Here is a 21,333-nt window from a genome sequence, read left to right on the forward strand (position 1 = left end):
TCGGCTCATGAGCGTCGGCTCACCGTCGTCGGGCCGCCGCGGTCCGCGTCCTGCCGAGGGTCAGGGCAGGGTCCAGAACCGGGTCGTGATGAGGTAGAAGGCGACGGCCCAGAACGCCGTCACCCCGGCGACGATGCCCAGACCGATGCGGTTGGTCCTCGCCGGCGGCTCACCGGGTGAGGGCCGGAGCCACCGCTTGAGCAGCGGGTTCACGTAGTAGGGCATCGTCAGGAAGCTCATGATGAAGCTCGACAGCAGGTTTCCCACCAGCAGCCCGATCCAGAGCGGCATCCCCAGCGGCGACAGGGCGAGGGTCAGCAGCACGACGGTCGGGTAGAGGCCGATCCACACGGCAACGGCGGTCTTGGTCTCCGACGGTGGCGGCGCCTGCTTGCCGTTCTCCTCGAAGGCGAACCAGCTGCCGAACGAGTTGTCGATCGTCCGGAGTCGGAACTCGCTGAACCTCTTGCCCTCGGCGAGGATCCTCCGCCGCGTGCCCGACGTCAGCCAGGCGTCCAGGTGTTCGGCGCTGTCGAACCGGTACAGCGTGGTCCACTCGTCCTGGATCCCCTCGATCGGGCGGAAGAGCTCCGTACCGCGGAAGCCCTCGAAGGTCTGTTCCTCCTGGCTCATGCGCTGCTGCCAGTCGAGGAACTCGTCGACGTGGTCGGGGTGGACGCGATGGGCGATCACGGCGGTCACGAGCGGATCCGGTGCCTGAACGCCGCCTCTGACGACCTGCTGGGTTCCCGGGCCGTCGAAGTACCGGCGGCCGGCGTCGAGCAGGTTCTGACGGGTCGCGCTGTTGATCCAGGCCTGCAGATGGGCAATCGAGTCGAACCGGTAGACGACGACCCAGTCGGGCTGCAGGGACGTCGGCGGGGACACCTCCGCGCCGAGGTGGCCGGCGTAGTCGGCGGCGGCGGCGTTGACGCCCTTCTGCCACGTCTCGTACTCACGCTCCAGCCCCGGCCGCACCTTCAGACCGAGGATGGCCGTCGCCGCCGTTTCCCCGTCCCGGGGCTTCACGGTGCTCATCTCGGTCCGGCCGCCGTCGACACCGGCCGGTCTTCGTTCAGCCGGCTGTAGATCCGTTCCGGGGTCAGCGGCAGCGCGCGGTAGCGGACGCCCGTGGCGTCCGCGAGCGCGTTCGCCAGGGCGGGGGCCACCGGGTTGATGCAGCATTCCGCCATGCCCTTCGCCCGCATCGGCCCGACCGAGTCCGAGGACGCCACCAGGAGCACGTCGGTCCGGGGGACGTCGGCATATGTGGGGATGCGGTAGTTGCGCAGGTTCGGATTGACCATGACACCGTTCGCGTCGACCTGGTGGTTCTCGGTCAGCGCGAAGCCGATGCCCTGGGCGACACCGCCGTCCACCTGCCCCCGGACCTGTGCGGGGTTGATGACGTCACCGGCGTCGGTGGCCTGCACGCTGTGGAGGATGCGGATCTCGCCTGTCACCCGGTGGACGGCGATCCGGAATCCCTGCGTGTTGGACGTGACGCTGCGCGGCGATCCGTAGGCCTTGCGGGCAGCGGTGAACCGGATGCCGCGGCCACGGGCCAGGGCGACGAGGTCCGCCAGCGGGACGCGCTGCTCGCCGCAGACGACGCCGTCGTCGTCCATCGAGCACATCACGACGTGGACGCCCGTGTGGGCGGCGGCGAACTCCAGGATCCGGTCCCGCACCGCGTTGGCCGCACGGAGGACGGCGTTGCCTGCCACGAAGAGTCCCGCGCTCGCGAAGGCACCGGTGTCGAACCCCGTGCGATCGGTGTCGGACTGCACCAGGCGGATCCGCTCCGGCGTCGTGCCCAACTGATTGGCCGCGATCTGGACATGGGCGGTCGAGGTGCCCTCGCCGAACTCGACCGTGCCGACCGCCAGCTCGTACACCAGGTCGTCGCCGAGCGTGACCCAGGCCTCCGAGATGTGCTCGGTCGGGGGTGCGGTCTCGTGCAGGGAACTCGCCACGCCCGTCCCGACGAGCCAGTCGGGCCCTGGCGGCGGCTCGTGCGCCGAACCGGCCAGCGCGGCGTCCACCAGGTCGATGCACCGGGCGAGCGCGTCCTCGGTGAACATCACGTCGTCGGGTCCGTCGTCCAGGGCCACGAGCGGATCGCCCGGTCGGACGATGTTGCGGCGCCGCAGTTCGAGCGGGTCGAGGTGCAGGGCGCGGGCCAGCTCGTCCATCGCCGATTCCACGGCGAACGCCGGCTGTGTCATCCCGTACCCGCGCAGCGCCCCGCTCGGAACGGTGTTCGTGTAGACGGCGAAGGCGTCGTACTTCTTGTTGGGGCAGCGGTAGATCATGACGGCCGCGCCGCCCGCGTACAGCGTCTCACCGCCGTGGTTGCCGTAGGCGCCGGTGTTCGACACGTTGCGGACCTGCAACGCCGTGAGCTTCCCGTCCGCCGTCGCACCGAGCTTGACCGTCAACGACATCGGATGCCGGGGCGAGGCCGTGGTGAACTCCTCCTCGCGGGTGTACTCGAAGCAGACCGGCCGCCCGGTGTCCAGCGCGGCCAGCGCGACGAGGTCCTCGGAGATCACCTCCTGCTTGCCGCCGAAGCCGCCGCCGACGCGTTTGCAGAACACCCGCAGCTGGTCCGGCCGCAGGGCGAACAGATAGGCGAGCTTGACCTTGGCGATCGACGGCGACTGCGAGCTGGTCCGCACGTTCAGCCGGCCGTCCTCCGTCCAGGCGATCGAGCCGTGGGTCTCCAGGTGCGCGTGCTGCACGCGCGGGGAGAAGTACGTGCCCTCGTGGATCACGTCGGCGTCGGCGAATCCGGCATCGACGTCACCGACGTGCGCATGGATCTCCAGCAGGATGTTGCGGACGGGATCCCGGACGAACGGGTCGTCCGTGCCGTGCAACTGCGGCGCCCCCTCGGCCATCGCCTCCTCGGGGTCGAACACCGCCGGCAGGACGTCGTAGTCGACGACGACCCTCCGGCAGCCCTCTTCCGCCGCCCCCACCGTGTCCGCCAGGACGGCGACGACGCGCTGGCCCACGAAGCGAACCGTGTCGTCGAGGACGAAGGTGTCGTCCGGATCGACGAGATGATCGGTGTGGATCGCCGTGGTGAAGCGCTTGCGGGGCACGTCCTCCCAGGTGTAGACGCGGCGCACCCCGGGGACCGCGAGTGCGGCGGTCTTGTCGATCGAGACGATCCTGGCGTGCGCGTGCGGCGAGTGCAGCACCTTGAGGTGCAGCATGCCGTCGAGCGCCGTGTCCATGGTGAACTCGGCACGGCCGGTCACCACGTCGTCGGCCGCCGGTGCGCCGACACTCCTCCCCACAACCTTCCCCGGGGCCGCCGTCTCCACGCCGGTGACGCCCCGCACGGCGTCCTCGATCGCCCGGTAGCCGGTGCAGCGGCAGAGGTTGCCCTTCAGCGCCCTCGGCAGGTCGTCCGTCTGAGCCTCGGTGAGCGCCGCCGATGTCATGATCATCCCGGCTGTGCAGAATCCGCACTGGAATCCCGGGGCGTCACGGAACCGCCGCTGCACCGGATGCAGGTCGCCCGGTGGTCCAAGACCCTCGATCGTCGTCACTTCGTGACCGTCCGCGCGGAACGCGGGGGTGATGCAACTGTGCACCGGCTCGCCGTCCAACCACACCGTGCACGCGCCGCAGTCGCCCGCGTCGCACCCCTTCTTGACGCCGAAGTGACCGAGCGAGCGGAGGAAGGTGCGAAGGCACTGGCCGGGTTCCGGCTCGTCGTCGAAGCTCCTGCCGTTCACGATGAAGGTCATGCCGGGCCCCCAGCCACGAGTTCGTGACGGATCTCTTCGGTGAAGTGCTTGGTCAGGTGGCGCCGGTGATCGGGGGTCCCGTTCGGGTCGGCGAACCAGACGTCGGCGGGGACGACGTCGATGCTGTGCTGAAGCGTCCGGGCGTCGGGCATGCTGTCGAAGGCGATCCGCACCGGCCGGGTGGTGCCGGCGGTGACGGTGAGCAGCAGGTCGTTCGTCCCGGGTGTCTGGGTCCCGACCAGGAACACCGTCGAACGACCGAGACGGGTCAGGGTGAAGCGGCGGTGCACGGCACGTTTGCGCAAGGCGCTCGCCGGAATCCTGATGCGGCGCAGCAGTTCACCGGGTGCCAGGATGTTGCGGTTGTTGCCGGTCACGAAGTCGAGGGCGTCGACGACGCGGGTCGAGCCGTCGGGAGCCCACAGCTCGTATCCGGCTTCGAGGGCGACCGTCAGTGTGATCATCGGGCCCGCGGGCAACGACAGGCAGATGTTGCCGCCGACGGTCGCCGCGTTCCACACCTTGAACGAGGACAGGAACGCCTCGCAGCCCGTGGCGAGCAGGGTGCCCGCGGTCCAGTCGCGCGGCGGCTCGAAGGCATACAGGTCGCGGATGGTGCAGGTCGCACCGATCTCAAGGCCGGCGTCACTCGGAACGAGTGGATCCCAGCCTAAGGACGTCAGGTCGATCAGGCGGCGCAGGCTCGGCTGCTCGGTGGAGAACAGGAACGTGCCGCCCGCGAGCCAGGCATCGCCCTCGCGCCAGTTCGGCCCGGGCCGGGCGGGCGGGCGCCGGACGACTTCGGTGATGGTGTTCAGGTCCATGGGAACCGTTCTCCCTCACGACGACCACCGTGCGACGGACGCCCACGTCGTCACCGTCGGACCGCAGCGGTCGAACCGCCGGAGGAGACTCTCGACGGGCGCTCGGACTCCTCTCCAGCGTATCGCCGGACGAGGCGAACCGACTTGTCGGGCGGAGGCCCCCGCCGGCCGCCGGCGCCTCTTCCCGGTGCAGACGGCCGGCTGCGCGCTGTCGGCGGGCACCCCCGAAATTGCCTCCCGCGCGAGGCATCGGCCTGGACAATCGGGTCATGCGCATACGAGAAGTCCGCACCGGGGACCTGCCGCTGCTCCAGGACATCGAGCGAGCGGCCGGGCGGTGCTTCCGCGACATCGGCATGCCGGAGATCGCGGACGACGAACCGCTGCCGCTCGACGAGCTCGCCCGATACCAACGGGCGGGGCTGGCCTGGGTGGCCGTCGACGAGGCCGACGTTCCGGTGGCCTACCTCATCGCCGAGCAGGTCGACGGGAACCTGCACGTCGAACAGGTCTCGGTGCACCCCGACAGCGCACGCCGAGGCATCGGACGCTCGCTGCTGGACCACCTCGCCGAACGGGCGGCGGCCCACGGCATCCCGGCCCTGACCCTCACCACGTTCGCCGACGTCCCGTGGAACGCCCCCTACTACGCACGCTGCGGGTTCCGACCGCTCGAAGACGACCTGCTCAGCCCGGACCAACTCGACATCCGGGCCAGGGAAGCCGCCCACGGCCTCGACAGGTGGCCACGCCTCTTCATGCGCCGACCCGTGTGACCGCCGCCCCGTGTGACCGCCGCCCCGCGCGGTCACCCCCGGCCGGTTCCACCGTCAGCTCCGAGCCCGCCACCAGTACTTCTCCGGTGCCCAGCCAGAGAAGCCAGTGGTCGAGCTCCCCCTCCTCGCCATCCCTTCTGTACATCGGGAAGGTCTCCAGCCGTAGCCCGTCGAAGTCGAACCGGGTCTCCAGCGTGGACGGCTTGATCACGACGCTGGTCAGCGGCCTGCCTTCCAGCCGGGTGAGCGCCTCTTCGAGTCCCTGGTCCTCGGAACCGACGAGGACCCGGTCGGCCGTCTCCAGCCGCCATGCGGCCATCTGGATCCACAGATGCCACCGGCCGTAGACCCGGCCCGACCGGTCGGGTGGCAGTGGCTCACCGAACTCCATCGTCACGAAGCTGCCGATGCCCCGCCGGACGTCCCAGGCGGGCTGCCCGAGCAGTGGGCCGATCCGGCGATGGGTCTCGGGGAGGTCGACGGCCGTCATGAGGTCACCGCCCAACGCGGCCCCGGGCCGACGACGAGCAGCCGGCCCGACGGCATCCGGAAGGTCCAGTCCGGGGCCGCCGAAGGATCGTGGTGATACAGGGGAAAGATCGTCAGCTCAAGGCCGCCGAAACTGATCCGGGTGTCCCAACCCGGCGGTCGTATCCGCACCTCCGTGATCTCCCGGCCCGTCAGCACGGCGAGGTCCGCGGCCAGCCGGTGCTCGGCATCACCGGAAGCGGCCAGCACGGCGTTCACTTCCGCCGCAGCCCGGTCCAGCCGCCAGGCCACCGCGTGCACTCCCAGCCACCTGAGCCGGGTCTGCGTCGTCCCGTCGTCCCGCAGCCGCGTCAACCTGAGCTGAAGGCCGAACCTGCCTCCCCTGTCGGGCGGAACGTCCACTCGCTCCACCGTGCTGCCAACCAGGCGCGCCACCAGCCCTTGCAGCTCTTCGATGTCCGTCGTCTCCTCCATCGCGCACAGTATGAGCACGAGCGCCCCGCCCTCACAACGGAAATCCACCGCCCCCGAGACCGGGCCACGCCAAGGGGACGCCGAAGAAGTCAGGACGTACAGGGGTGGGTCAACGGCCCTGTGGAATGGGAGACGACGAAGCTCGCCTCGACGGCAGACCCTCAGTCGTCGAACTCAAAGCCTGAAGTCTCCGCACGGGCAATGATCTCGCGGACTGCGTCAGGGCTTGTTATGACGGGTTCAACAGCGGCCTTGAGCCTCGTGAGGTGTCTCAGGCTCCCAATGGCGCAGAACATGCCGGCCTCGCTGTCGAAGTCGAGGCGCTCGGCAATATCCGGCCAGGCGAATTGAACGAGGCCTTCCCAGAAGTACCCGTTCGGCTCGTGCCCAGTGGCGGCTACGGCAGCATCCGCGGCCTGGCCACCGGCATCGAAAGGCAACGAGTGCTTGCCATTGAAGTCATGCAGGGTGACCGTCACGGCGCGATCTTCCCATGCCCCGCGCGAAGGCCCGGTCCGAGAGTCAGCGGCCGGTCGTGCGGATCCACTGCAACGTCGTGGCGACCTCCGCGCCGAAGTCCTCGCACAGCCCGAGCAGTTCGCGCCCGGTGGAGGAGTCGAGGAGTCCGGCCCTGTCGGGGAGGGAGCGGAGGCCCCGGTGGCAGGCCGACTCGACGGCGGAGCGCCGCGCAGCGAGGTAGCCCAGGCCGTGCGCCTCGTACCCCAGGTCGGCGAGGTACTGGCGATGGGCGTGCTCCGACGGGTGGGAGTGGTACGAGTCCTCCACGAGACCGTCGAGGTAGCTCGCAAGGCCGGCAGAGGATTCGATTATCAGATCCACCTTGTCCGTAGGCGGATCTTCCAGCAGCCCGCCGAAGGTCAGCAGGTTACCGATGGTCTCCAGCTGGACGAGCTGGACGGTGTCCGGGTCGACTTCGGAGGTGAACAGCGGGGCTGTGCGCAGCACGGCGAGGGCCTGTCGGTAGGCCTGGTCCCGCTGTTCGCCCGGGGCCTCGGCCGCCAGGCGGAACAGCGACTCCAGCACGGACCTGTCGATTCCCCAGACCTCATCCGGCTCGCATGCGATCAGCGGCGCTCGCCACTGCCGGAGCACCAACGCCGCGACCTGACGCTGTTCGGCGGGCGTCAGGCCGGACAACTGCTCGCTCTGCACCACGCCCCGTCGGCCCTCCGCCCGGTTGTTCTCCGTTCGCTCCGTCACGGTCCGGAAGTGTAGGAGCCGCCGAGGGATCGCGTGGAACCGGGCCGGATGGCCTGCTCGGCGGCCGGTGGTGTGGTCAGCGGGTTGGTGTGTCGTCGTAGTCCTGGCGGGCCTGTTCGACGCGGGTCAGGTTGGCGGCGGACCACTCGACCAGGCTGGCGAACAGCGGGGCCAGGCTGCGGCCGAGCTCGGTGATCTCGTACTCGACGCGCGGTGGCACCTCGGCGTGGTAGGTGCGCTGCACCAGGCCGTCGCGCTCCAGTTGGCGCAGGCGCTGGGTGAGCACCTTCGGGGTGATCGCGGTGACCCGGCGTTGCAGCTCCACGTAGCGCTGGCGGCCGTGCTCGTTCAGCGTCCAGAGGATCGGGGTGGTCCAGCGGCTGAAGACCAGGTCCACCACCGGGCCGATCGGGCAGGCCCGGCCCGGGTCCGTCGATCCCTCGGCCGCCGCCCAGGCCGCCTTCGCCCCGTCCGCCTCGCCCACAGCGCTCCCCCTCCGAGCCGGGTCACTTTCCTCTAGGTACCTACTGTACGCAGGCTGTTAGCGTCTCCCTGTCGCCGCGGACGGGATGAGCCGAGGTGGCATCAACTCGCTTTGATGTAAGGCGAGTTCAACGAATTCGACGGAGAGACGGGACAGCTGTGATGATCGTGGTGACGGGTGCGACGGGCAATGTCGGGCGGCCGCTGGTGCAGGCGCTCGCGGCGGCGGGCGAGCGGGTGACGGCGGTCTCGCGCCGACCGTCGGATGCCTCGCTGCCGGAGGGCGTGCGACATCACCGGGCCGACCTGACGGACGCCGGGAGTCTGCGGCCGGCCCTGGACGGGGCAGAGGCGCTGTTCCTCCTCCTCTCCGGTGAGGTGCTGGCAGGCGCGGACCGTCAGAGCGCGGGCGCGCTGCTCGACGTGGCCGAGGCGGCGGGGGTGCGCCGGGTGGTGCTGCTCTCCTCCCAGGTCTCCGGGACGCGGCCCGGCTCCGTCTCGCACGCACCGCTGGTGGCGTACGAGGAGGCGGTCCGGGAGTCGGGGCTCGACTGGACGGTCCTGCGGCCGAGCGGCTTCCACTCCAACGCCTTCGCCTGGGCGGAGCCGGTCCGGACCCGGCGGACCGTGCCGGCGCCGTTCGGCGACATGGCCCTGCCCACCGTGGACCCGGAGGACCTGGCCGCGGTGGCCGCCTCCGTCCTGCGCGACGGGCGCGCACACGCCGGTCGGACCTACGTGCTGACCGGCCCCGCGCCGGTCTCCCCGCGCGAGCAGGCGGACGCCCTCGGCGCGGCGCTCGGCGAGCCGGTGCACTTCGTGGAGCTCGGCCGGGACGCCGCCCGGGCACACCTGCTGCAGTTCATGCCGGAGCCGGTCGCTGAGGGCACCCTCGACGTCCTCGGCGAACCGACCGACGAGGAGCGGCTGGTCAGCCCGGACGTGCAGCAGGTGCTCGGCCGCCCGGCCGGCACCTTCGCCGACTGGGCGCGCCGCAACGCCCCGGCCTTCCGGTAGGCAGGATCGACCGGAGCCGAGGGAGTGCTCAGGTCTCGCGCTCCGGGCGGTAGTCCGCCTCCGGTATGCCGAAGGTCCAGGCCACGCCGGCCCGGGCGGTGCGGGTGCTCGGCGGGACGCGCAGCCAGTAGGTGCGGAACGTGCCGTCCGGCTCGGCGGTGGAGTTGACCACCTCCACCATCACCACCGGTTCGTCGTCCGGGAGCTGGATCCGCCAGAGCACACCGGTCTCGTCGCGGTGGAGCGGCTCGGCGCCGGAGTCCGCGAGGTAGCGCTCGTAGCCGTAGTGCTCCAGCAGGACGCGGCGCAGCTCGGCGTTCTCCTCGGTCCGGATCCGTTCGGCAGTCACCTCGCCCAGGCCGGCCAGGAATTCGGCGGGGACGGGCATGCCGCGCCAGGCGTGCAGGGCGAAGCCGTCGGCGAACTCCAGGGCCGGACCGTCGGCGCGGTCCAGCCGGCCGGCCTCGTCGCGGTGCAGCGCGACCGGGCGTTCGCTGACCAGGGCCACGCCCTCGTACGGCCACCACCAGCCGGCGCCGCGGGCGACGCCGGCGATCGCGGCCAGGCCGGCGGTCGCGGCGTCCGGGCCGGCACCGGTGGCAGCCGATTCGCCGAGCGGGACGCCCGCCGCCTCGAACGCGGCGAACCAGGGTGCGTCGTGCTGGCCGCGGACACCGTCCAGCAGGGCGAGCCGGGCGGCGGTCCGTCGCTGCCGGGCCTCGGCGACCTCGGCCTGCCCGCTGTGCTCCCGGTCCGGCTCGGGGGCGAGCTCGTCGAGCACGGCGTCGCGGATCCGGTCGGCCAGCGCGTTGGCGACCGGGCCGAGCTCACCGCCGGTGAGGGCCCACAGCTCCGACCATCCGGCCGCGCCGACCCGTTCGACGGCCTGCCGTCGGGCCGCCTCCCAGGGCGCCGTACGGACCGCCTCGCGCACGCTCACCGCGCCCTCCGCACGCAGCTCCAGCGCCGCCCCGGCCGCCGCGACCGGCGAGCCGAACCACCGGATGTCCGCGGGCTCGGCCAGCCCGGCCGCGCGGTAGGCGGCCCGCACCGCGCGCTCGACCGCGGCCCGGTCGGCCGTCCCGGTGGCTGCCGCGCTCGCCCGCCAGCGCCCCGCCGCCTCGGCGGGCAGTACCGCCTGATCCGTCACCATCACCAGCTCCGATCCCGGCCGGGGCACTGCGCCCGGCCGTCCGACTCCCGTTTCCCGTTCCGCTCGCGGCCCACTGCCGACGGCGCGGCCGACGCCCCGGCGCTCGACGCCACGGCGGCCGCCCTCCGCAGTGACCGCCCCGTCAGTCCGCGACCATCCGCACCGCGCCCGGCACGTACTCGCGCTGGCGGACCACCCGGTACCAGCCCTTGGGCAGCGGTATCGCCGCGTGCTCCTCGTGCACCACCCGGCCGCCCTCGGGCAGGTGCAGCCAGGCCGCGCCGAACGGGCCGGCCTCCCGCCGCAGCTGCCCCGGGCCGACCACGGCGTGCGCGTGGCCGGTCACCTCGCCCAGGGCCAGCACCAGCCGGCCCCGCACGTCCCTCGGCTGCCCGGGCAGCTCGGCCACCCGCGGCGGCACCGCCGTCTCCTCCACCGGCACGATCAGCACATCACCCTGGCGGTACATCAGCCCTCCACACCGGTCCGACCGGACGCCGGAACTCCACGGTCGGAACGTAGGCCAAGGGTCTGACAACGCGCCCGGAATGCGCCCCCGCCGCCGGATTGTCCGACCCGACTGGTAGACATCTGTTCGGTCCCGACCCCGGAGGAGCAGCGCATGACGGTCAACGAGCACATCCAGCAGTTCCACGGCCTGCCGGTCTTCGACCTCTACCAGGCGGTCGAGCAGGACGGCGAGCTTCCCGACGCCGCGTCGGTCGCGTGGAAGGTCGGCATCGAGTTCGACTCGTCGTGGACGTTCGTGGAGCTCTGGGAGCACTTCGTCGAGAAGGTGGCCACCGAGCGGGTCACCGCGGTGGTGATCGGCGAGTGGTCGCACGACGGGCCGGAGAGCTTCGCCGAACCGCTGGCGGCCGTCCTCGCGTCGGCCGACCGGCTGCCGGCACTGCGCGGCCTGTTCGTCGGCGACATCACGTACGAGGAGAACGAGATCTCCTGGATCGACATGGTCGACATCACGCCGGTGCTCACCACGTTCCCGCTGCTCCGGGAGCTGGTGGTGCGCGGCGCGTCCGGGGAGACGGTCGAGGGCGAGGGCATCGGGGTGCAGCCGGTGCGGCACGAGCACCTGCGCGCGCTGCGCTTCGAGTCGGGCGGCCTGCCGGCCCGGGTGCTGCGGGCCGTGGCGGGCAGCGATCTCCCGGCGCTGGAACGGCTGGAGTTCTGGCTCGGTGTGGCGGGCTACGGCGGCGACGCCACCCTGGACGACCTGGCGCCGTTCCTGGACGGCTCGCGGTTCCCGGCGCTGCGCCACCTCGGTCTCCAGGACAGCGAGATGCAGGACGAGATCGCCGCCGCCGTCGCCCAGGCCCCGGTCGTGGCCCGGCTGGAATCGCTCAGCCTCTCCATGGGCGTCCTCACCGACCAGGGCGCCGCCGCCCTGCTGGAGGGCCAGCCGCTCACCCACCTGCGGGCGCTCGATCTGCACCACCACTTCCTGACCGAGGCGATGCAGGAGCGGGTGCGCCAGGCCCTGCCCGGCGTGGCGGTCGACCTCTCCGTGCCCGGCAAGCCGGACGACCGGTGGCGGTACGTCGCCGTGGCCGAGTAGCCGACACCGCCGAGCGGGCCGGGCCACCGGCCCGACCGCCCGTCCCTGCCCTCGCACCCGCACCCGCACCCCAGCCGAGCACCAGCGCCGCCAGGAGAAACCATGGCCGTCTCCCGCCACATCGAAGAGTTCCACGGCCTGCCCGTGTTCGCGTTCTCCGCCGATCCCGGTGACCGGCGCGAGCTGCCCGCCGCCGACGCGGTCGCCTGGCGGATCGCGGTGGACTACGGCTCCGGCACCGGGTTCGAGGACTCCTGGCGGGCCTTCGGCTCCGCCGTCGACCCGTCCGCGGTGAAGGCTCTGGTCATCGGCCCCTGGTGGGACGAGGACTACGAGCCCGTCACCGCCGCGCTCGCGGCACTCGTCCGCGACGCCGGGCTGTTCCCGGCGCTCGAAGCGCTCTTCGTCGCCGACGTGACGTACGACGAGTGCGAGATCTCCTGGCTGGAGATGGCCGACGTCACCCCGCTGCCGACGGCGTTCCCGCAGCTCACCGAACTCGTGGTGCGCGGCGGCACCGACCTGGCGCTGACTCCGTTCCGGCACGACCGGCTGAGGGTCCTGCGGTTCGAGGCGGGCGGCCTGCCGAGCTCGGTGGTGGAGGCGGTGATGGCGTCCGAGCTGCCCGCGCTGGAGCGGCTCGACCTCTGGCTCGGCGTCGACGAGTACGGCGGCGACGCCGGCCTCGGCGACCTCGCCCCCGTCCTGGACGGGGCCCGCTTCCCCGCGCTGCGCCACCTCGGTCTGGCCAACAGCGAGATCCAGGACGAGATCGCCGCCGCCGTCGCCCAGGCCCCGGTCGTGGCCCGGCTGGAGTCCCTGAACCTCTCCATGGGCATCCTCGGCGACGAGGGCGCCGCCGCCCTGCTGGAGGGCCAGCCGCTCACCCACCTGCGGGCGCTCGACCTGCACCACCACTACCTCACCGAGCCGATGCAGGAGCGGCTGCGCAAGGCCCTTCCGGGCGTGGACATCGACCTCTCCGACGCCGAGCACGAGGACGACCCGGAGGACCGCTATGTCGCGGTCGCCGAGTAGCCGGCCGGCCGTCCTGGGCAACCCGGGCCACCGGCGGGTGACGCTGTTCGCCGCCGCGGCCCGGGCGGCCGGCCTGCCCGAACCGGTCGTGGTGCCGTGGATCGACGTCCTGCGCGGCACGTACCGCGTGCCCGAGGGCAGCCTGCTGCGGATCGACTCCCCGGGTGAGGACGAGGCCGTGGACGCGCTGCTGCGCCGACCGGTGCTGGGTGCCGGCTACGAGCCCACCAGGGTCGAGGGCGGGGCGGCCTGGTACGCGGGGGTCGTCGCGGCCCTGCGCGCGGTGGCCCGGGTGCCGGGCGTCAGCCTGCTCGGCGACCCGGAGGAGATCGCCGTGATGTTCGACAAGCGCCGCACCCACACCCGGCTGGCCGCCGCCGGAGTGCCCGTCCCACAGGCTCTGGCCGGCCCGCCCGTGGCGGGCTGGGAGGATCTGCGGGCCCGGCTGGGGGCGGCCGGGCTGCGCCGCGTCTTCGTCAAGCCCGTGCACGGTTCCTCGGCATCCGGGGTGGTGGCGCTGGAGTTCGGCCCGCGCGGGCAGGTCCTGGCCACCACCTCGGTCGAGTCGGCGGACGGCCGGCTGTACAACTCACTGCGGGTGCGGCGCCACCGGGACGAGCGAACGGTGGCCGAGCTGGTCGACCGCCTCGCGCCCGACGGTCTGCACGTCGAGCAGTGGATCCCGAAGTCCTCGCAGTCGGGGCGCTCGGCGGACCTGCGGGTGGTGGTGATCGGCGGGCGTGCCACCCACGCCGTGGTGCGGACCAGCACCCAGCCGATCACCAACCTCCACCTCGGCGGCGCCCGCGGCAGCCTCGACCTCGCGCAGCAGGCCGCGGGCGACGCCTGGCCGGCCCTGCTGGAGACGGCGGAGCGGGCCGCCGCGTGCTTCCCGAACTCCCCCATGGTCGGCGTCGACGTGCTGCCGGCCGGCGGCTGGCGGCGGGGCCTGGTCGGCGAGGTGAACGCCTTCGGCGACCTGCTGCCCAACCTCACCGGCCTGCCCGGCGGCCCGGCCGAGGGCCTCGACACCTACGCCGCCCAGCTCGCCGCACTCCTCCGCACCGACCCCCGCACCGACCCCGACGGCCGGCCCGGACCGGCCGACCGCACACGCCTGGAACCGATCAGATGAACCACCAGCACCCGCCTGCCCACCACCGCGCGGACGCCGACACGAGCCCGACCGTGACGGCCCCCGCCACGACCACCGACACGGCCGCGGTCCCGAGCGCCGTCACGGCGACCGCCACCGCCGCGGACGCGACCGCCACCGCGCCCACCGCCGCCGCGACCGCCGCCCTCGTCGACGCCGCGCCCGACATGAACGCCGTGGTGGGCAGCCACGACCTGCTCCTGGTCACCCTCGACACCCTGCGCTTCGACGTCGCCGAGGAGCTGGCGGCGGCAGGCCGGATCCCCAACCTCGCCGCCCACCTCCCCGGCGGCCGGTGGGAGCGCCGGCACTCGCCCGGCAGCTTCACCTACGCCGCGCACCAGGCGATCCTGGCCGGCTTCCTGCCCACCCCGGCCTCCCCCGAGGGGCCGCACCCGCGGCTGTTCGCGGCCCGCTTCGCCGGTTCGGAGACCACCGCCCCGCGCACCTGGGTGTTCGACACGCCCGACCTGCCGAGCGCCCTCGCCGCGGCCGGTTACCGGACGGTCTGCATCGGCGGCGTCGGGTTCTTCAACAAGCAGGGCGCCCTGGGTTCGGTGCTGCCCGGCCTGTTCCAGGAGAGCCACTGGGAGCCCGAGATGGGCGTTCCCTCGCCCGTCTCCTTCGAGGCGCAGGTCGCCCGGGCCGAACGGGTGGCCGCCGAACAGCCTGCGGAGCAGCCGCTCTTCCTCCTCCTCAACGTGTCGGCCCTGCACCAGCCCAACTGGTTCCACCTGCCCGGCGCGACCCGCGAGGACGGGGACTCCCGCGCCAGCCACGCGGCCGCGCTCGAGTACGTGGACGCGCACATCGGGCGGCTCTTCGCCGCGCTGAGCGCGCGCCGTCCGTGCTTCGCGATCGTCTGCTCCGACCACGGCACGGCCTACGGCGAGGACGGCTACACCGGCCACCGGATCGGCCACGAGGTGGTCTGGACGGTCCCTTACGCGCACTTCACCATCCCCGCCACCACCGCCGCCACCGGAGCCACCGCATGACCGCCACCCCCGCCGGCACCCCGGCGGCCCCCGTGACCTCGGCCGGCCCGGCCGCCCCCGTGACCTCACCCGCCCCGACGCCCACCGCTGCCGGTGCGGCCGGCTCGCCGTACCAGTCGTACGTCTACGCCTACCCGCACAAGACCGCCTACCGGGCGCTGCCGGAGCGCCCGCCACTGCGCGAGCTCTGGGCCGGTGAGCCGCAGCACGCCCTCTCGCTGTACCTGCACATCCCGTTCTGCGAGGTGCGCTGCGGCTTCTGCAACCTGTTCACCCGGATCGGCAGTCCCGAGGGCCTGACCACCGCCTACCTGGACGCGCTCGACCGCCAGGCCGCCGCCGTCCGTGAGGCGCTGGCCGGCGACGCCAGGTTCGCGCTGGCCGCGTTCGGCGGGGGGACGCCCACCTACCTCTCGGCCGGTGAGCTGGAGCGGCTCTGCGACATCGCCGAGCAGCGGATGGGCGCCGACCTCCAGGCCGTCCCGCTCTCCGTGGAGGCCTCCCCCGCCACCGCGACCGCCGACCGGCTGGAGGTGCTGGCCGCCCGGGGCACCACCCGCCTGAGCCTGGGCGTGCAGTCCTTCATCGACCGCGAGGCCCGCTCGGCCGTGCGCCCGCAGAAGCGTGCCGAGGTCGAGGCCGCCCTCGGGCGGATCCGCGCCGCCGGGTTCCCCGTCCTCAACCTCGACCTGATCTACGGCATCGACGGCCAGACCGAGGCCAGTTGGCGGCACTCGCTGGACGCCGCCCTCGCCTGGCAGCCCGAGGAGCTGTACCTCTACCCGCTGTACGTCCGGCCGTTGACCGGCCTGGCCCGGCGCGGTGAGCCGGAGAGCCCGGCCGCCTGGGACGCCCGGCGGCTCGCGCTCTACCGGGCCGGCCGCGACCACCTGCTCGACCGGGGCTACCAGCAGGTCTCGATGCGGATGTTCCGCCGCGCCGCGTCCCCGCAGGCCACCGCCGGCGAGTACGCATGCCAGACCGACGGCATGGTCGGCCTCGGCTGCGGAGCCCGCTCCTACACCTCGCAGCTGCACTACTCGTTCGACTACGCCGTCGACGCCACCGAGGTCCGCGGCATCATCGACGCGTACGTGGCCACCGAGGACTTCCACCGCGCCGAGTACGGGCGGTACACGACGCCCGAGGAGGCCCGGCGGCGTCACCTCCTGCAGTCGCTGCTCCAGGCCGAGGGCATGGAGGTGGCGGACTACCGGGCCCGGTTCGGCTCCGCGCCCGCCGAGGACTTCCCGGTAGAGCTGGCCGCGTTCGAGGCGCGCGGCTGGCTGGCGGACGGGGGCGGTCGGCGGCTGGTGCTCTCTCCCGAGGGGCTGGCGCACTCGGACGCGGTCGGGCCGATGCTCTTCTCCCCCGAGGTGCACCGGCTGATGGCGGAGTACGAGACGAAATGACCTTCCTCGGCATGCCCGCGCGCGGCCCCGGACCCGGCGACGCCCCCGCCGGCTCACCCGCCCCCGCCGCACCCGGCGGCGGCCTCGACCTGTCCCTGCTCTACCGGGGCCCGCTCGCCTCCTGCGACTACGACTGCCCGTACTGCCCGTTCGCGAAGCGGCGCGACACCCCGGAGCAACTGCGGACGGACCGCGCCGCGCTGGAGCGGTTCACCGGCTGGGTCGCGGACAGGGCGGGCACGGGTGACACGCTGTCGCTGCTGTTCACCCCGTGGGGCGAGGGCCTGGTGCGGTCCTGGTACCGGCGCGCCCTCGTCGAGCTGAGCCGTCTGCCGCACGTCCGCCGGGTGGCGATCCAGACCAACCTCAGCGGCCGCACCGACTGGCTGGCCGAGGCGGACCTCACCTCCCTCGCGCTCTGGGTCACGTACCACCCCGGGCAGGTCGGCCACGAGCGCTTCGTCGCCAAGTGCCGGGAGCTCGACCGGCTCGGTGTGCGGTACAGCGTCGGTGTGGTGGGCGAGCCCGAGCACCTGTCGGCAGCCCGCCGGCTCCGCGCCGAGCTCGCCCCCGCGGTCTACCTGTGGATCAACGCCGCCGAGGGCCGCACCTACGCGGACGCCGAGGCCGCCGACTGGCAGGCCCTCGACCCGCACTTCGGGTACAGCCGGCACGCCCACCCCAGCGCGGGCCTCCCCTGCCGCACCGGCGAGTCGGTGCTGTCGGTCGACGGCGACGGCACCGTCCGCCGCTGTCACTTCGTCCGGGACGTCCTCGGCAACCTGTACGACGGCTCGTACCGGGCGCAGCTCCGGGCCCGCCCCTGCCCGCTGCCGGTCTGCGACTGCCACATCGGCTACGTCCACCTGGAGACCCTGCCGCTCTACGAGGTCTTCGCCGGGGGCGTCCTGGAGCGGGTGCCGCAGGACTGGCGGCCGCCGTCACGGATCGGGCCGTTGCCGCAGGTCAGTTGACGTTGACCGCCGACCAGGCCGCCGCGACCGCCGCGGCCTCGGCGGAGCCGGCGCCGTAGAGGTCGGTGGCGGCCTTGAGGGTGGCGGTGCGGGCGCCCGCGTAGTTGGTGGTGGACGTCATGTAGACGGTCAGCGCCCGGTACCAGACCTGCAGCGCCTTGTCCCGGCCGATGCCGGTGACGGTGGAGCCGTTGGAGGTGGGCGAGTTGTAGCTGACGCCGTTGATGGTCCTGGCGCCGCTGCCCTCCGAGAGCAGGTAGAAGAAGTGGTTGGCGACGCCGGACGAGTAGTGCACGTCCAGGTTGCCGACGCCGGAGGACCAGGAGTCGGCGGAGCGCCCGTCCTTGGAGGGCTTGTCCATGTAGCGCAGCGGCGTGCCGTCGCCGTTGATGTCGATCAGCTCGCCGATCAGGTAGTCCGGGGTGTCGGCGGGCAGGTTGGCGTACCACTCGACGCCGGTGCCGAAGATGTCGGAGGTGGCCTCGTTCAGGCCGCTGGACTCGCCGGAGTAGTTCAGGCCGGCGGTGTTGGACGTGACGCCGTGGCTCATCTCGTGGCCGGAGACGTCGAGGGCGGTCAGCGGGTTCCGGTTGGACGCGCCGTCGCCGTACGTCATGCAGAAGCAGGCGTCGGACCAGAACGCGTTCACGTAGTTCCTGCCGTAGTGGACGCGGCTGACGGCGCCGACGCCGTCGCCCCGGATGCCGAGGCGGCCGAAGGTGTACTTGTAGAAGTCCCAGGTGGCGCCGGCGCCGAACTGGGCGTCCACGGCGGCGGACTGGCTGTTGGCCGCCGTGCCGTCGCCCCAGACGTTGTCGGCGTCGGTGAAGAGCGCACCCTGGCCGCTCTGCTTGTTCTTCAGCCCGACGGTGTACTGGCCGCCGCGGGTGTTGTCCTTGAGCTCGTAGGTCGAGCCGGTCCAGTTGGTGGTCAGCGTGACGTTGCCGACGAACACGCCCTTGCCGGAGCCGGTCGCGTTCGAGGTCTGCACCTGGTCGTGGGTGGAGAGCACCTCGCCGCCGGCGGCGTCGGTGACGACCAGCATGCTGCTCGGCGTGCCGTCGGCGCGCATGCCCTCGACGGTGGTCCGGTAGGCCAGCCGCGGGGTGCCGGAGGCGGCCCACACGACCAGTTGCGCCGTACCGGCCCGGTCGACGGAGACGAGGGCCGGCTCGTCGCCGTCGGCGATGCCGACGGTGGCGCGCACGGCGGCGGTCGCCGTGTCGGCGGCCTGCGAGGCGCTGAGCCTCGGGGTGAGCGAGGCCGGCGCGACGGAGCCGCGGACCGCGCGGTCGGTGGACTTGACGACCCCCTTGGCGTCCTGGTGGACGATCAGGTCGCCGCCGAGCACCGGCAGGCCGGCGAAGGTGCGCTCGTAGCGGAGGTGGCGGGTGCCGTCGGCGTCCACTACGGTGCTCTTCGCGACGAGCCGCTCCTGGCCGGTGAGGCCGAGCGCGCGGGCCGTGGCGTCGGGCGCGGGGGCTGCGTGTGCCACGCCGGCACTGACCTGGATCACGCCGGCCAGCAGGGCCGAGGCGGACAGAACGGCTCCGAGGGCGAGCTTACGCTTCACGAAGGTTCCTTCCGTGTCTACCGCGTGTGCGCGGTCGCGCCGCGCTCCGAGGCGCCGGGTTGGCGCGCACTGGGGCGGAGCGGGCGCTGACGTGCGTCCGTGCGACCGTCGGCACCCGTCGGTGCGGGGAAGTGCGGGTGCCGGTCGCGCCGGGTGGCCGGAATCATGACGAACAATCAGGTCCGGCGAACAGAGCGCTCGCGGTGATTGGCAGGAGCTCGCCAGCCGGCCCGCCCCCCGGCCGGCCGGTGACCGGTGGTCGCCGGGCGCATCCCTGCAGGCAGCGGGAGCCGCGCACCGGCGGCCCGCCACCGCGACGTCCGCGCCGGGGCTGCCGCATCGGCCCCTCTCGCCGACGGGCCGCATTGCGGCGTTGGCGGAATCCCGCCAGTGCACGCCGCTTGCCCGGCGAAACCGAATTCAGTAGGCGACTGACGCGAATTCAGCAGAAATGCAGGTGAATTCCGGGCACGACTTCGAGGCGAATGCCGCTCATCGGCACTCGCCTGACGGGACGGACGGAATCCTCTTCTGCGCCAGATCCGGGTGGACGCGTCGGTCCGCCCGGTGGACCCCCCCTCTCTCCGCAACTCGCGCAGGCCCGGAGCAGTACAGGGCCCACGTCTGCTCAGCGGCCGGGGACCTGCCGGCGTCACACCCCGCCCGGGCGACGGCTGCACGGCGGCGGGCGGTCCGTTCGAGGACGCACTGTTCGGGGACGCATCGCACCCCGGCCGCAGACCGCCCCGGACCGGATCGCCGCCGTCGGCGACGCAACCGGGGCCACCGTCGCGCCGGAACCCGACCGCGCCGGCGTCGACCTGCGAGCGGCCGGACAGGGCCTAGCCTGGTGAGTAGGAGGAGGCGATGGACATGCTTGGAGACGCACCACTGGTGGCCATCATCCCGGCAGCCGACATGGCACGGGCCAAGAGCTTCTACACGGACACCCTCGGCCTGAAGCTCAGCGACGACAGCGGACAGGACCTGACGTTCGAGTGCGGCGGCACCGAGTTCGGCATCTACGAGACCCCGAGCGCGGGCCAGGCGGCGCACACCCTGGCCAGTTTCAAGGTCGACGACCTCGACGCCGCGATGACCGCACTGCGCGGTCGCGGAGTCACCTTCGAGGAGTACGACATGCCCGGCCTGAAGACGGTCAACGGCGTGGCCGAGGCCGAAGGCATGCGCGCGGCCTGGTTCAAGGACAGTGAGGGGAACATCCTCTGCCTCAACGAACGCGGCGGCCGGTGACCCGACGGCCGGACCGGCCCGTCGTACGGAGCGGGGCCGCCCCCGGCCCCGCCGCGTAGGCCCTGTCCGGCCCGAGCGGACGGCGCAGTCCCCGGGAAGGTCGGCGTCCTTCACCGACGGGCCGGGGGCGAGATGCCGTGCGCTTCAGTGCGGCCGGCGCTGGGCGGGCGTCAGCGCCCGCCCACCCCTGCCCGGCGGGCAGGACCGCTTCCCTGCGGTGGCGGAAGTGTCGCTTCCTCCAGCCTGCGGGCCGATCTTGCGGCGGATCGACCAGGCTTCGGAGACTGTTGGCAGATGCTGGCGATCCACTACCTTTCCCATGGCACATGCGCCATAGAAGCAGGCATCAGGCTCGCATCTGCAATGCACTCCGCGTCCCCGTGGCGGTGCGCGCAGTCACGCGCGTCCGGGCCGTCCGGGAGGGAACAGTCCATGCGAGACCGCCGCGAGAACAGCTCTGCCGACCGGCGCCGGCGGGGGAGGGGAGGGCGCGGAGCGGCACGTCCGGCCGTCTGCCTCGCCGCCGCGGCGCTCGTCGCCCTGCCGCTGGCCGGGTGTGCGAGCGGATCCGCCGGCTCGGACCGGTCGTCGTCCGCGGCAGCCACACCCACCGGCACCGCCGCCACCTCTGACACCTCTGCCACCGGCACCACCGCTGCCGCCCCCACCGCTTCCGCCACGCCGCTGAAGCCGGGCGAGGTGCGGATCACCGGACAGGTGGACAAGCCCTACACCGTCACGGTCGCCGACGTACGCAAGCTGCCCCAGGTGTCGGTGCCGGTCGAGTTCACCAGCGCCAAGGGCCCGCAGGCCCACACCTACGAGGGCGCGCTGCTGAACACCGTGCTCACCGCGGCCGCGCCCCGTTTCGACCAGAGCAAGAAGAACCCGTTCCTGCGCGGTGTCGTGGTGGCCACCGGCGGCGGTGACTACCGGGCCGTCCTCGCCTGGGCCGAGCTCGACCCCGGCTTCGCCAAGAGCCAGGTCCTGCTGGCGGTCTCCGAGGACGGCAAGCCCTTCGACGACGCCGCCGGGCCGCGGCTGGTCGTCCCCCAGGACACCAAGGGCGGCCGCTACGTCTCGGAGCTGAACCAGCTGTGGGTCGGCACCGTCGACGCGGTGGTCGACGGTGCCCGCTGAGCCGGTACCCA

The 21,333-nt window shown here is 72.7% G+C and carries 21 protein-coding genes; 10 read left to right on the forward strand and 11 right to left on the reverse strand.

Features of this window, described 5'->3' with window-relative positions; all coding sequences use genetic code 11:
• Window positions 1-60: 60 nt before the first annotated feature.
• Genes ACIPSC_RS09025 through ACIPSC_RS09035 form a run of 3 tightly spaced genes read right to left on the reverse strand, consistent with a single transcriptional unit; the run spans window position 61 to window position 4,588 of the window.
• Complete coding sequence (locus ACIPSC_RS09025; RefSeq protein ID WP_400824353.1) at window positions 61-1,038, reverse strand: antibiotic biosynthesis monooxygenase; 978 nt, start codon at window positions 1,036-1,038, stop codon at window positions 61-63.
• The gene (locus ACIPSC_RS09030) at window positions 1,035-3,764 is read right to left on the reverse strand and encodes a molybdopterin-dependent oxidoreductase (protein ID WP_400824354.1); all 2,730 of its coding nucleotides are present in this window, start codon (window positions 3,762-3,764) and stop codon (window positions 1,035-1,037) included. The genes ACIPSC_RS09025 and ACIPSC_RS09030 overlap by 4 nt, the downstream gene beginning before the upstream one ends.
• Window positions 3,761-4,588 (reverse strand): FAD binding domain-containing protein, encoded by an 828-nt coding sequence (locus ACIPSC_RS09035; protein ID WP_400824355.1) that lies wholly within the window; start codon window positions 4,586-4,588, stop codon window positions 3,761-3,763. The genes ACIPSC_RS09030 and ACIPSC_RS09035 overlap by 4 nt, the downstream gene beginning before the upstream one ends.
• Before the next feature lie 269 nt (window positions 4,589-4,857).
• Between ACIPSC_RS09035 and ACIPSC_RS09040 the strand changes: the two genes are divergently transcribed.
• Complete coding sequence (locus ACIPSC_RS09040) at window positions 4,858-5,364, forward strand: GNAT family N-acetyltransferase (protein ID WP_400824356.1); 507 nt, start codon at window positions 4,858-4,860, stop codon at window positions 5,362-5,364.
• On the opposite strand, the gene ACIPSC_RS09045 is transcribed toward ACIPSC_RS09040, so the two are convergent.
• The 5 genes from ACIPSC_RS09045 to ACIPSC_RS09065 all read right to left on the reverse strand — a co-directional run bounded on the left by ACIPSC_RS09045 (window position 5,345) and on the right by ACIPSC_RS09065 (window position 8,032).
• Window positions 5,345-5,854 carry a hypothetical protein gene (locus ACIPSC_RS09045; protein WP_400824357.1) on the reverse strand — a complete coding sequence of 170 codons (510 nt, stop codon included), beginning with the start codon at window positions 5,852-5,854 and terminating at the stop codon, window positions 5,345-5,347. The two genes, ACIPSC_RS09040 and ACIPSC_RS09045, sit on opposite strands and share 20 nt — an antisense overlap.
• The gene (locus ACIPSC_RS09050; protein WP_400824358.1) at window positions 5,851-6,327 is read right to left on the reverse strand and encodes a hypothetical protein; all 477 of its coding nucleotides are present in this window, start codon (window positions 6,325-6,327) and stop codon (window positions 5,851-5,853) included. Before ACIPSC_RS09050 ends, ACIPSC_RS09045 begins: the two co-directional genes overlap by 4 nt.
• A 161-nt stretch (window positions 6,328-6,488) precedes the next feature.
• Window positions 6,489-6,806, reverse strand: coding sequence for an Imm51 family immunity protein (locus tag ACIPSC_RS09055; protein ID WP_400824359.1), 318 nt, complete (start codon window positions 6,804-6,806; stop codon window positions 6,489-6,491).
• Window positions 6,807-6,849: 43 nt separating this feature from the next.
• Window positions 6,850-7,548 carry a hypothetical protein gene (locus ACIPSC_RS09060; RefSeq protein ID WP_400824360.1) on the reverse strand — a complete coding sequence of 233 codons (699 nt, stop codon included), beginning with the start codon at window positions 7,546-7,548 and terminating at the stop codon, window positions 6,850-6,852.
• Between the two features lie 76 nt (window positions 7,549-7,624).
• The gene (locus ACIPSC_RS09065; RefSeq protein ID WP_400824361.1) at window positions 7,625-8,032 is read right to left on the reverse strand and encodes a winged helix-turn-helix transcriptional regulator; all 408 of its coding nucleotides are present in this window, start codon (window positions 8,030-8,032) and stop codon (window positions 7,625-7,627) included.
• Between the two features lie 161 nt (window positions 8,033-8,193).
• Here ACIPSC_RS09065 and ACIPSC_RS09070 point away from each other — a divergent pair, with 161 nt between their 5' ends.
• Window positions 8,194-9,048 (forward strand): SDR family oxidoreductase, encoded by an 855-nt coding sequence (locus ACIPSC_RS09070; RefSeq protein ID WP_400824362.1) that lies wholly within the window; start codon window positions 8,194-8,196, stop codon window positions 9,046-9,048.
• Window positions 9,049-9,076: 28 nt separating this feature from the next.
• Here ACIPSC_RS09070 and ACIPSC_RS09075 read toward each other — a convergent pair whose 3' ends face one another.
• Window positions 9,077-10,201: a DUF6745 domain-containing protein gene (locus ACIPSC_RS09075; protein ID WP_400824363.1), complete on the reverse strand. Its 1,125-nt coding sequence runs from the start codon at window positions 10,199-10,201 to the stop codon at window positions 9,077-9,079.
• A 142-nt stretch (window positions 10,202-10,343) separates the two neighbouring features.
• Window positions 10,344-10,670, reverse strand: coding sequence for a hypothetical protein (locus ACIPSC_RS09080; RefSeq protein ID WP_400824364.1), 327 nt, complete (start codon window positions 10,668-10,670; stop codon window positions 10,344-10,346).
• 153 nt (window positions 10,671-10,823) lie between these two features.
• On the opposite strand from ACIPSC_RS09080, the gene ACIPSC_RS09085 reads away from it, so the two are divergent.
• The 6 genes from ACIPSC_RS09085 (at window position 10,824) to ACIPSC_RS09110 (ending at window position 17,355) form a co-directional block, all read left to right on the forward strand.
• Window positions 10,824-11,777 carry an STM4015 family protein gene (locus ACIPSC_RS09085; RefSeq protein ID WP_400824365.1) on the forward strand — a complete coding sequence of 318 codons (954 nt, stop codon included), beginning with the start codon at window positions 10,824-10,826 and terminating at the stop codon, window positions 11,775-11,777.
• A gap of 102 nt (window positions 11,778-11,879) precedes the next feature.
• Window positions 11,880-12,815, forward strand: coding sequence for an STM4015 family protein (locus ACIPSC_RS09090; RefSeq protein WP_400824366.1), 936 nt, complete (start codon window positions 11,880-11,882; stop codon window positions 12,813-12,815).
• The gene (locus tag ACIPSC_RS09095; protein WP_400824368.1) at window positions 12,796-13,950 is read left to right on the forward strand and encodes an STM4014 family protein; all 1,155 of its coding nucleotides are present in this window, start codon (window positions 12,796-12,798) and stop codon (window positions 13,948-13,950) included. Before ACIPSC_RS09090 ends, ACIPSC_RS09095 begins: the two co-directional genes overlap by 20 nt.
• A gap of 188 nt (window positions 13,951-14,138) precedes the next feature.
• Window positions 14,139-14,969 carry an STM4013/SEN3800 family hydrolase gene (locus ACIPSC_RS09100; protein WP_400824549.1) on the forward strand — a complete coding sequence of 277 codons (831 nt, stop codon included), beginning with the start codon at window positions 14,139-14,141 and terminating at the stop codon, window positions 14,967-14,969.
• The gene (locus ACIPSC_RS09105; RefSeq protein WP_400824370.1) at window positions 14,966-16,381 is read left to right on the forward strand and encodes an STM4012 family radical SAM protein; all 1,416 of its coding nucleotides are present in this window, start codon (window positions 14,966-14,968) and stop codon (window positions 16,379-16,381) included. Before ACIPSC_RS09100 ends, ACIPSC_RS09105 begins: the two co-directional genes overlap by 4 nt.
• Window positions 16,378-17,355 (forward strand): STM4011 family radical SAM protein, encoded by a 978-nt coding sequence (locus ACIPSC_RS09110; RefSeq protein ID WP_400824371.1) that lies wholly within the window; start codon window positions 16,378-16,380, stop codon window positions 17,353-17,355. Before ACIPSC_RS09105 ends, ACIPSC_RS09110 begins: the two co-directional genes overlap by 4 nt.
• On the opposite strand, the gene ACIPSC_RS09115 is transcribed toward ACIPSC_RS09110, so the two are convergent.
• Entirely contained in the window at window positions 17,348-18,928 is a 1,581-nt protein-coding gene (locus tag ACIPSC_RS09115; protein ID WP_400824372.1) for a M4 family metallopeptidase, read from the reverse strand. The genes ACIPSC_RS09110 and ACIPSC_RS09115 overlap by 8 nt on opposite strands.
• 867 nt (window positions 18,929-19,795) lie before the next feature.
• On the opposite strand from ACIPSC_RS09115, the gene ACIPSC_RS09120 reads away from it, so the two are divergent.
• The gene (locus ACIPSC_RS09120; protein ID WP_400824373.1) at window positions 19,796-20,182 is read left to right on the forward strand and encodes a VOC family protein; all 387 of its coding nucleotides are present in this window, start codon (window positions 19,796-19,798) and stop codon (window positions 20,180-20,182) included.
• 432 nt (window positions 20,183-20,614) lie between these two features.
• The gene (locus ACIPSC_RS09125; RefSeq protein ID WP_400824374.1) at window positions 20,615-21,322 is read left to right on the forward strand and encodes a molybdopterin-dependent oxidoreductase; all 708 of its coding nucleotides are present in this window, start codon (window positions 20,615-20,617) and stop codon (window positions 21,320-21,322) included.
• The last annotated feature ends 11 nt before the right edge of the window (window positions 21,323-21,333 follow it).

The sequence above is a fragment of the Kitasatospora sp. NPDC090091 genome, from assembly GCF_044747365.1.
Lineage (GTDB): Bacteria > Actinomycetota > Actinomycetes > Streptomycetales > Streptomycetaceae > Kitasatospora.

Coding starts and splice junctions, on each gene's coding strand:
- ACIPSC_RS09125 (WP_400824374.1), top strand. CDS start 20,615: ATGCGAGACCGCCGCGAGAACAGCTCTGCCGACCGGCGCCGGCGGGGG.
- ACIPSC_RS09095 (WP_400824368.1), top strand. CDS start 12,796: ATGTCGCGGTCGCCGAGTAGCCGGCCGGCCGTCCTGGGCAACCCGGGC.
- ACIPSC_RS09120 (WP_400824373.1), top strand. CDS start 19,796: ATGGACATGCTTGGAGACGCACCACTGGTGGCCATCATCCCGGCAGCC.
- ACIPSC_RS09080 (WP_400824364.1), bottom strand. CDS start 10,670: ATGTACCGCCAGGGTGATGTGCTGATCGTGCCGGTGGAGGAGACGGCG.
- ACIPSC_RS09100 (WP_400824549.1), top strand. CDS start 14,139: ATGAACGCCGTGGTGGGCAGCCACGACCTGCTCCTGGTCACCCTCGAC.
- ACIPSC_RS09075 (WP_400824363.1), bottom strand. CDS start 10,201: ATGGTGACGGATCAGGCGGTACTGCCCGCCGAGGCGGCGGGGCGCTGG.
- ACIPSC_RS09025 (WP_400824353.1), bottom strand. CDS start 1,038: ATGAGCACCGTGAAGCCCCGGGACGGGGAAACGGCGGCGACGGCCATC.
- ACIPSC_RS09070 (WP_400824362.1), top strand. CDS start 8,194: ATGATCGTGGTGACGGGTGCGACGGGCAATGTCGGGCGGCCGCTGGTG.
- ACIPSC_RS09085 (WP_400824365.1), top strand. CDS start 10,824: ATGACGGTCAACGAGCACATCCAGCAGTTCCACGGCCTGCCGGTCTTC.
- ACIPSC_RS09030 (WP_400824354.1), bottom strand. CDS start 3,764: ATGACCTTCATCGTGAACGGCAGGAGCTTCGACGACGAGCCGGAACCC.
- ACIPSC_RS09090 (WP_400824366.1), top strand. CDS start 11,880: ATGGCCGTCTCCCGCCACATCGAAGAGTTCCACGGCCTGCCCGTGTTC.
- ACIPSC_RS09045 (WP_400824357.1), bottom strand. CDS start 5,854: ATGACGGCCGTCGACCTCCCCGAGACCCATCGCCGGATCGGCCCACTG.
- ACIPSC_RS09110 (WP_400824371.1), top strand. CDS start 16,378: ATGACCTTCCTCGGCATGCCCGCGCGCGGCCCCGGACCCGGCGACGCC.
- ACIPSC_RS09105 (WP_400824370.1), top strand. CDS start 14,966: ATGACCGCCACCCCCGCCGGCACCCCGGCGGCCCCCGTGACCTCGGCC.
- ACIPSC_RS09035 (WP_400824355.1), bottom strand. CDS start 4,588: ATGGACCTGAACACCATCACCGAAGTCGTCCGGCGCCCGCCCGCCCGG.
- ACIPSC_RS09050 (WP_400824358.1), bottom strand. CDS start 6,327: ATGGAGGAGACGACGGACATCGAAGAGCTGCAAGGGCTGGTGGCGCGC.
- ACIPSC_RS09040 (WP_400824356.1), top strand. CDS start 4,858: ATGCGCATACGAGAAGTCCGCACCGGGGACCTGCCGCTGCTCCAGGAC.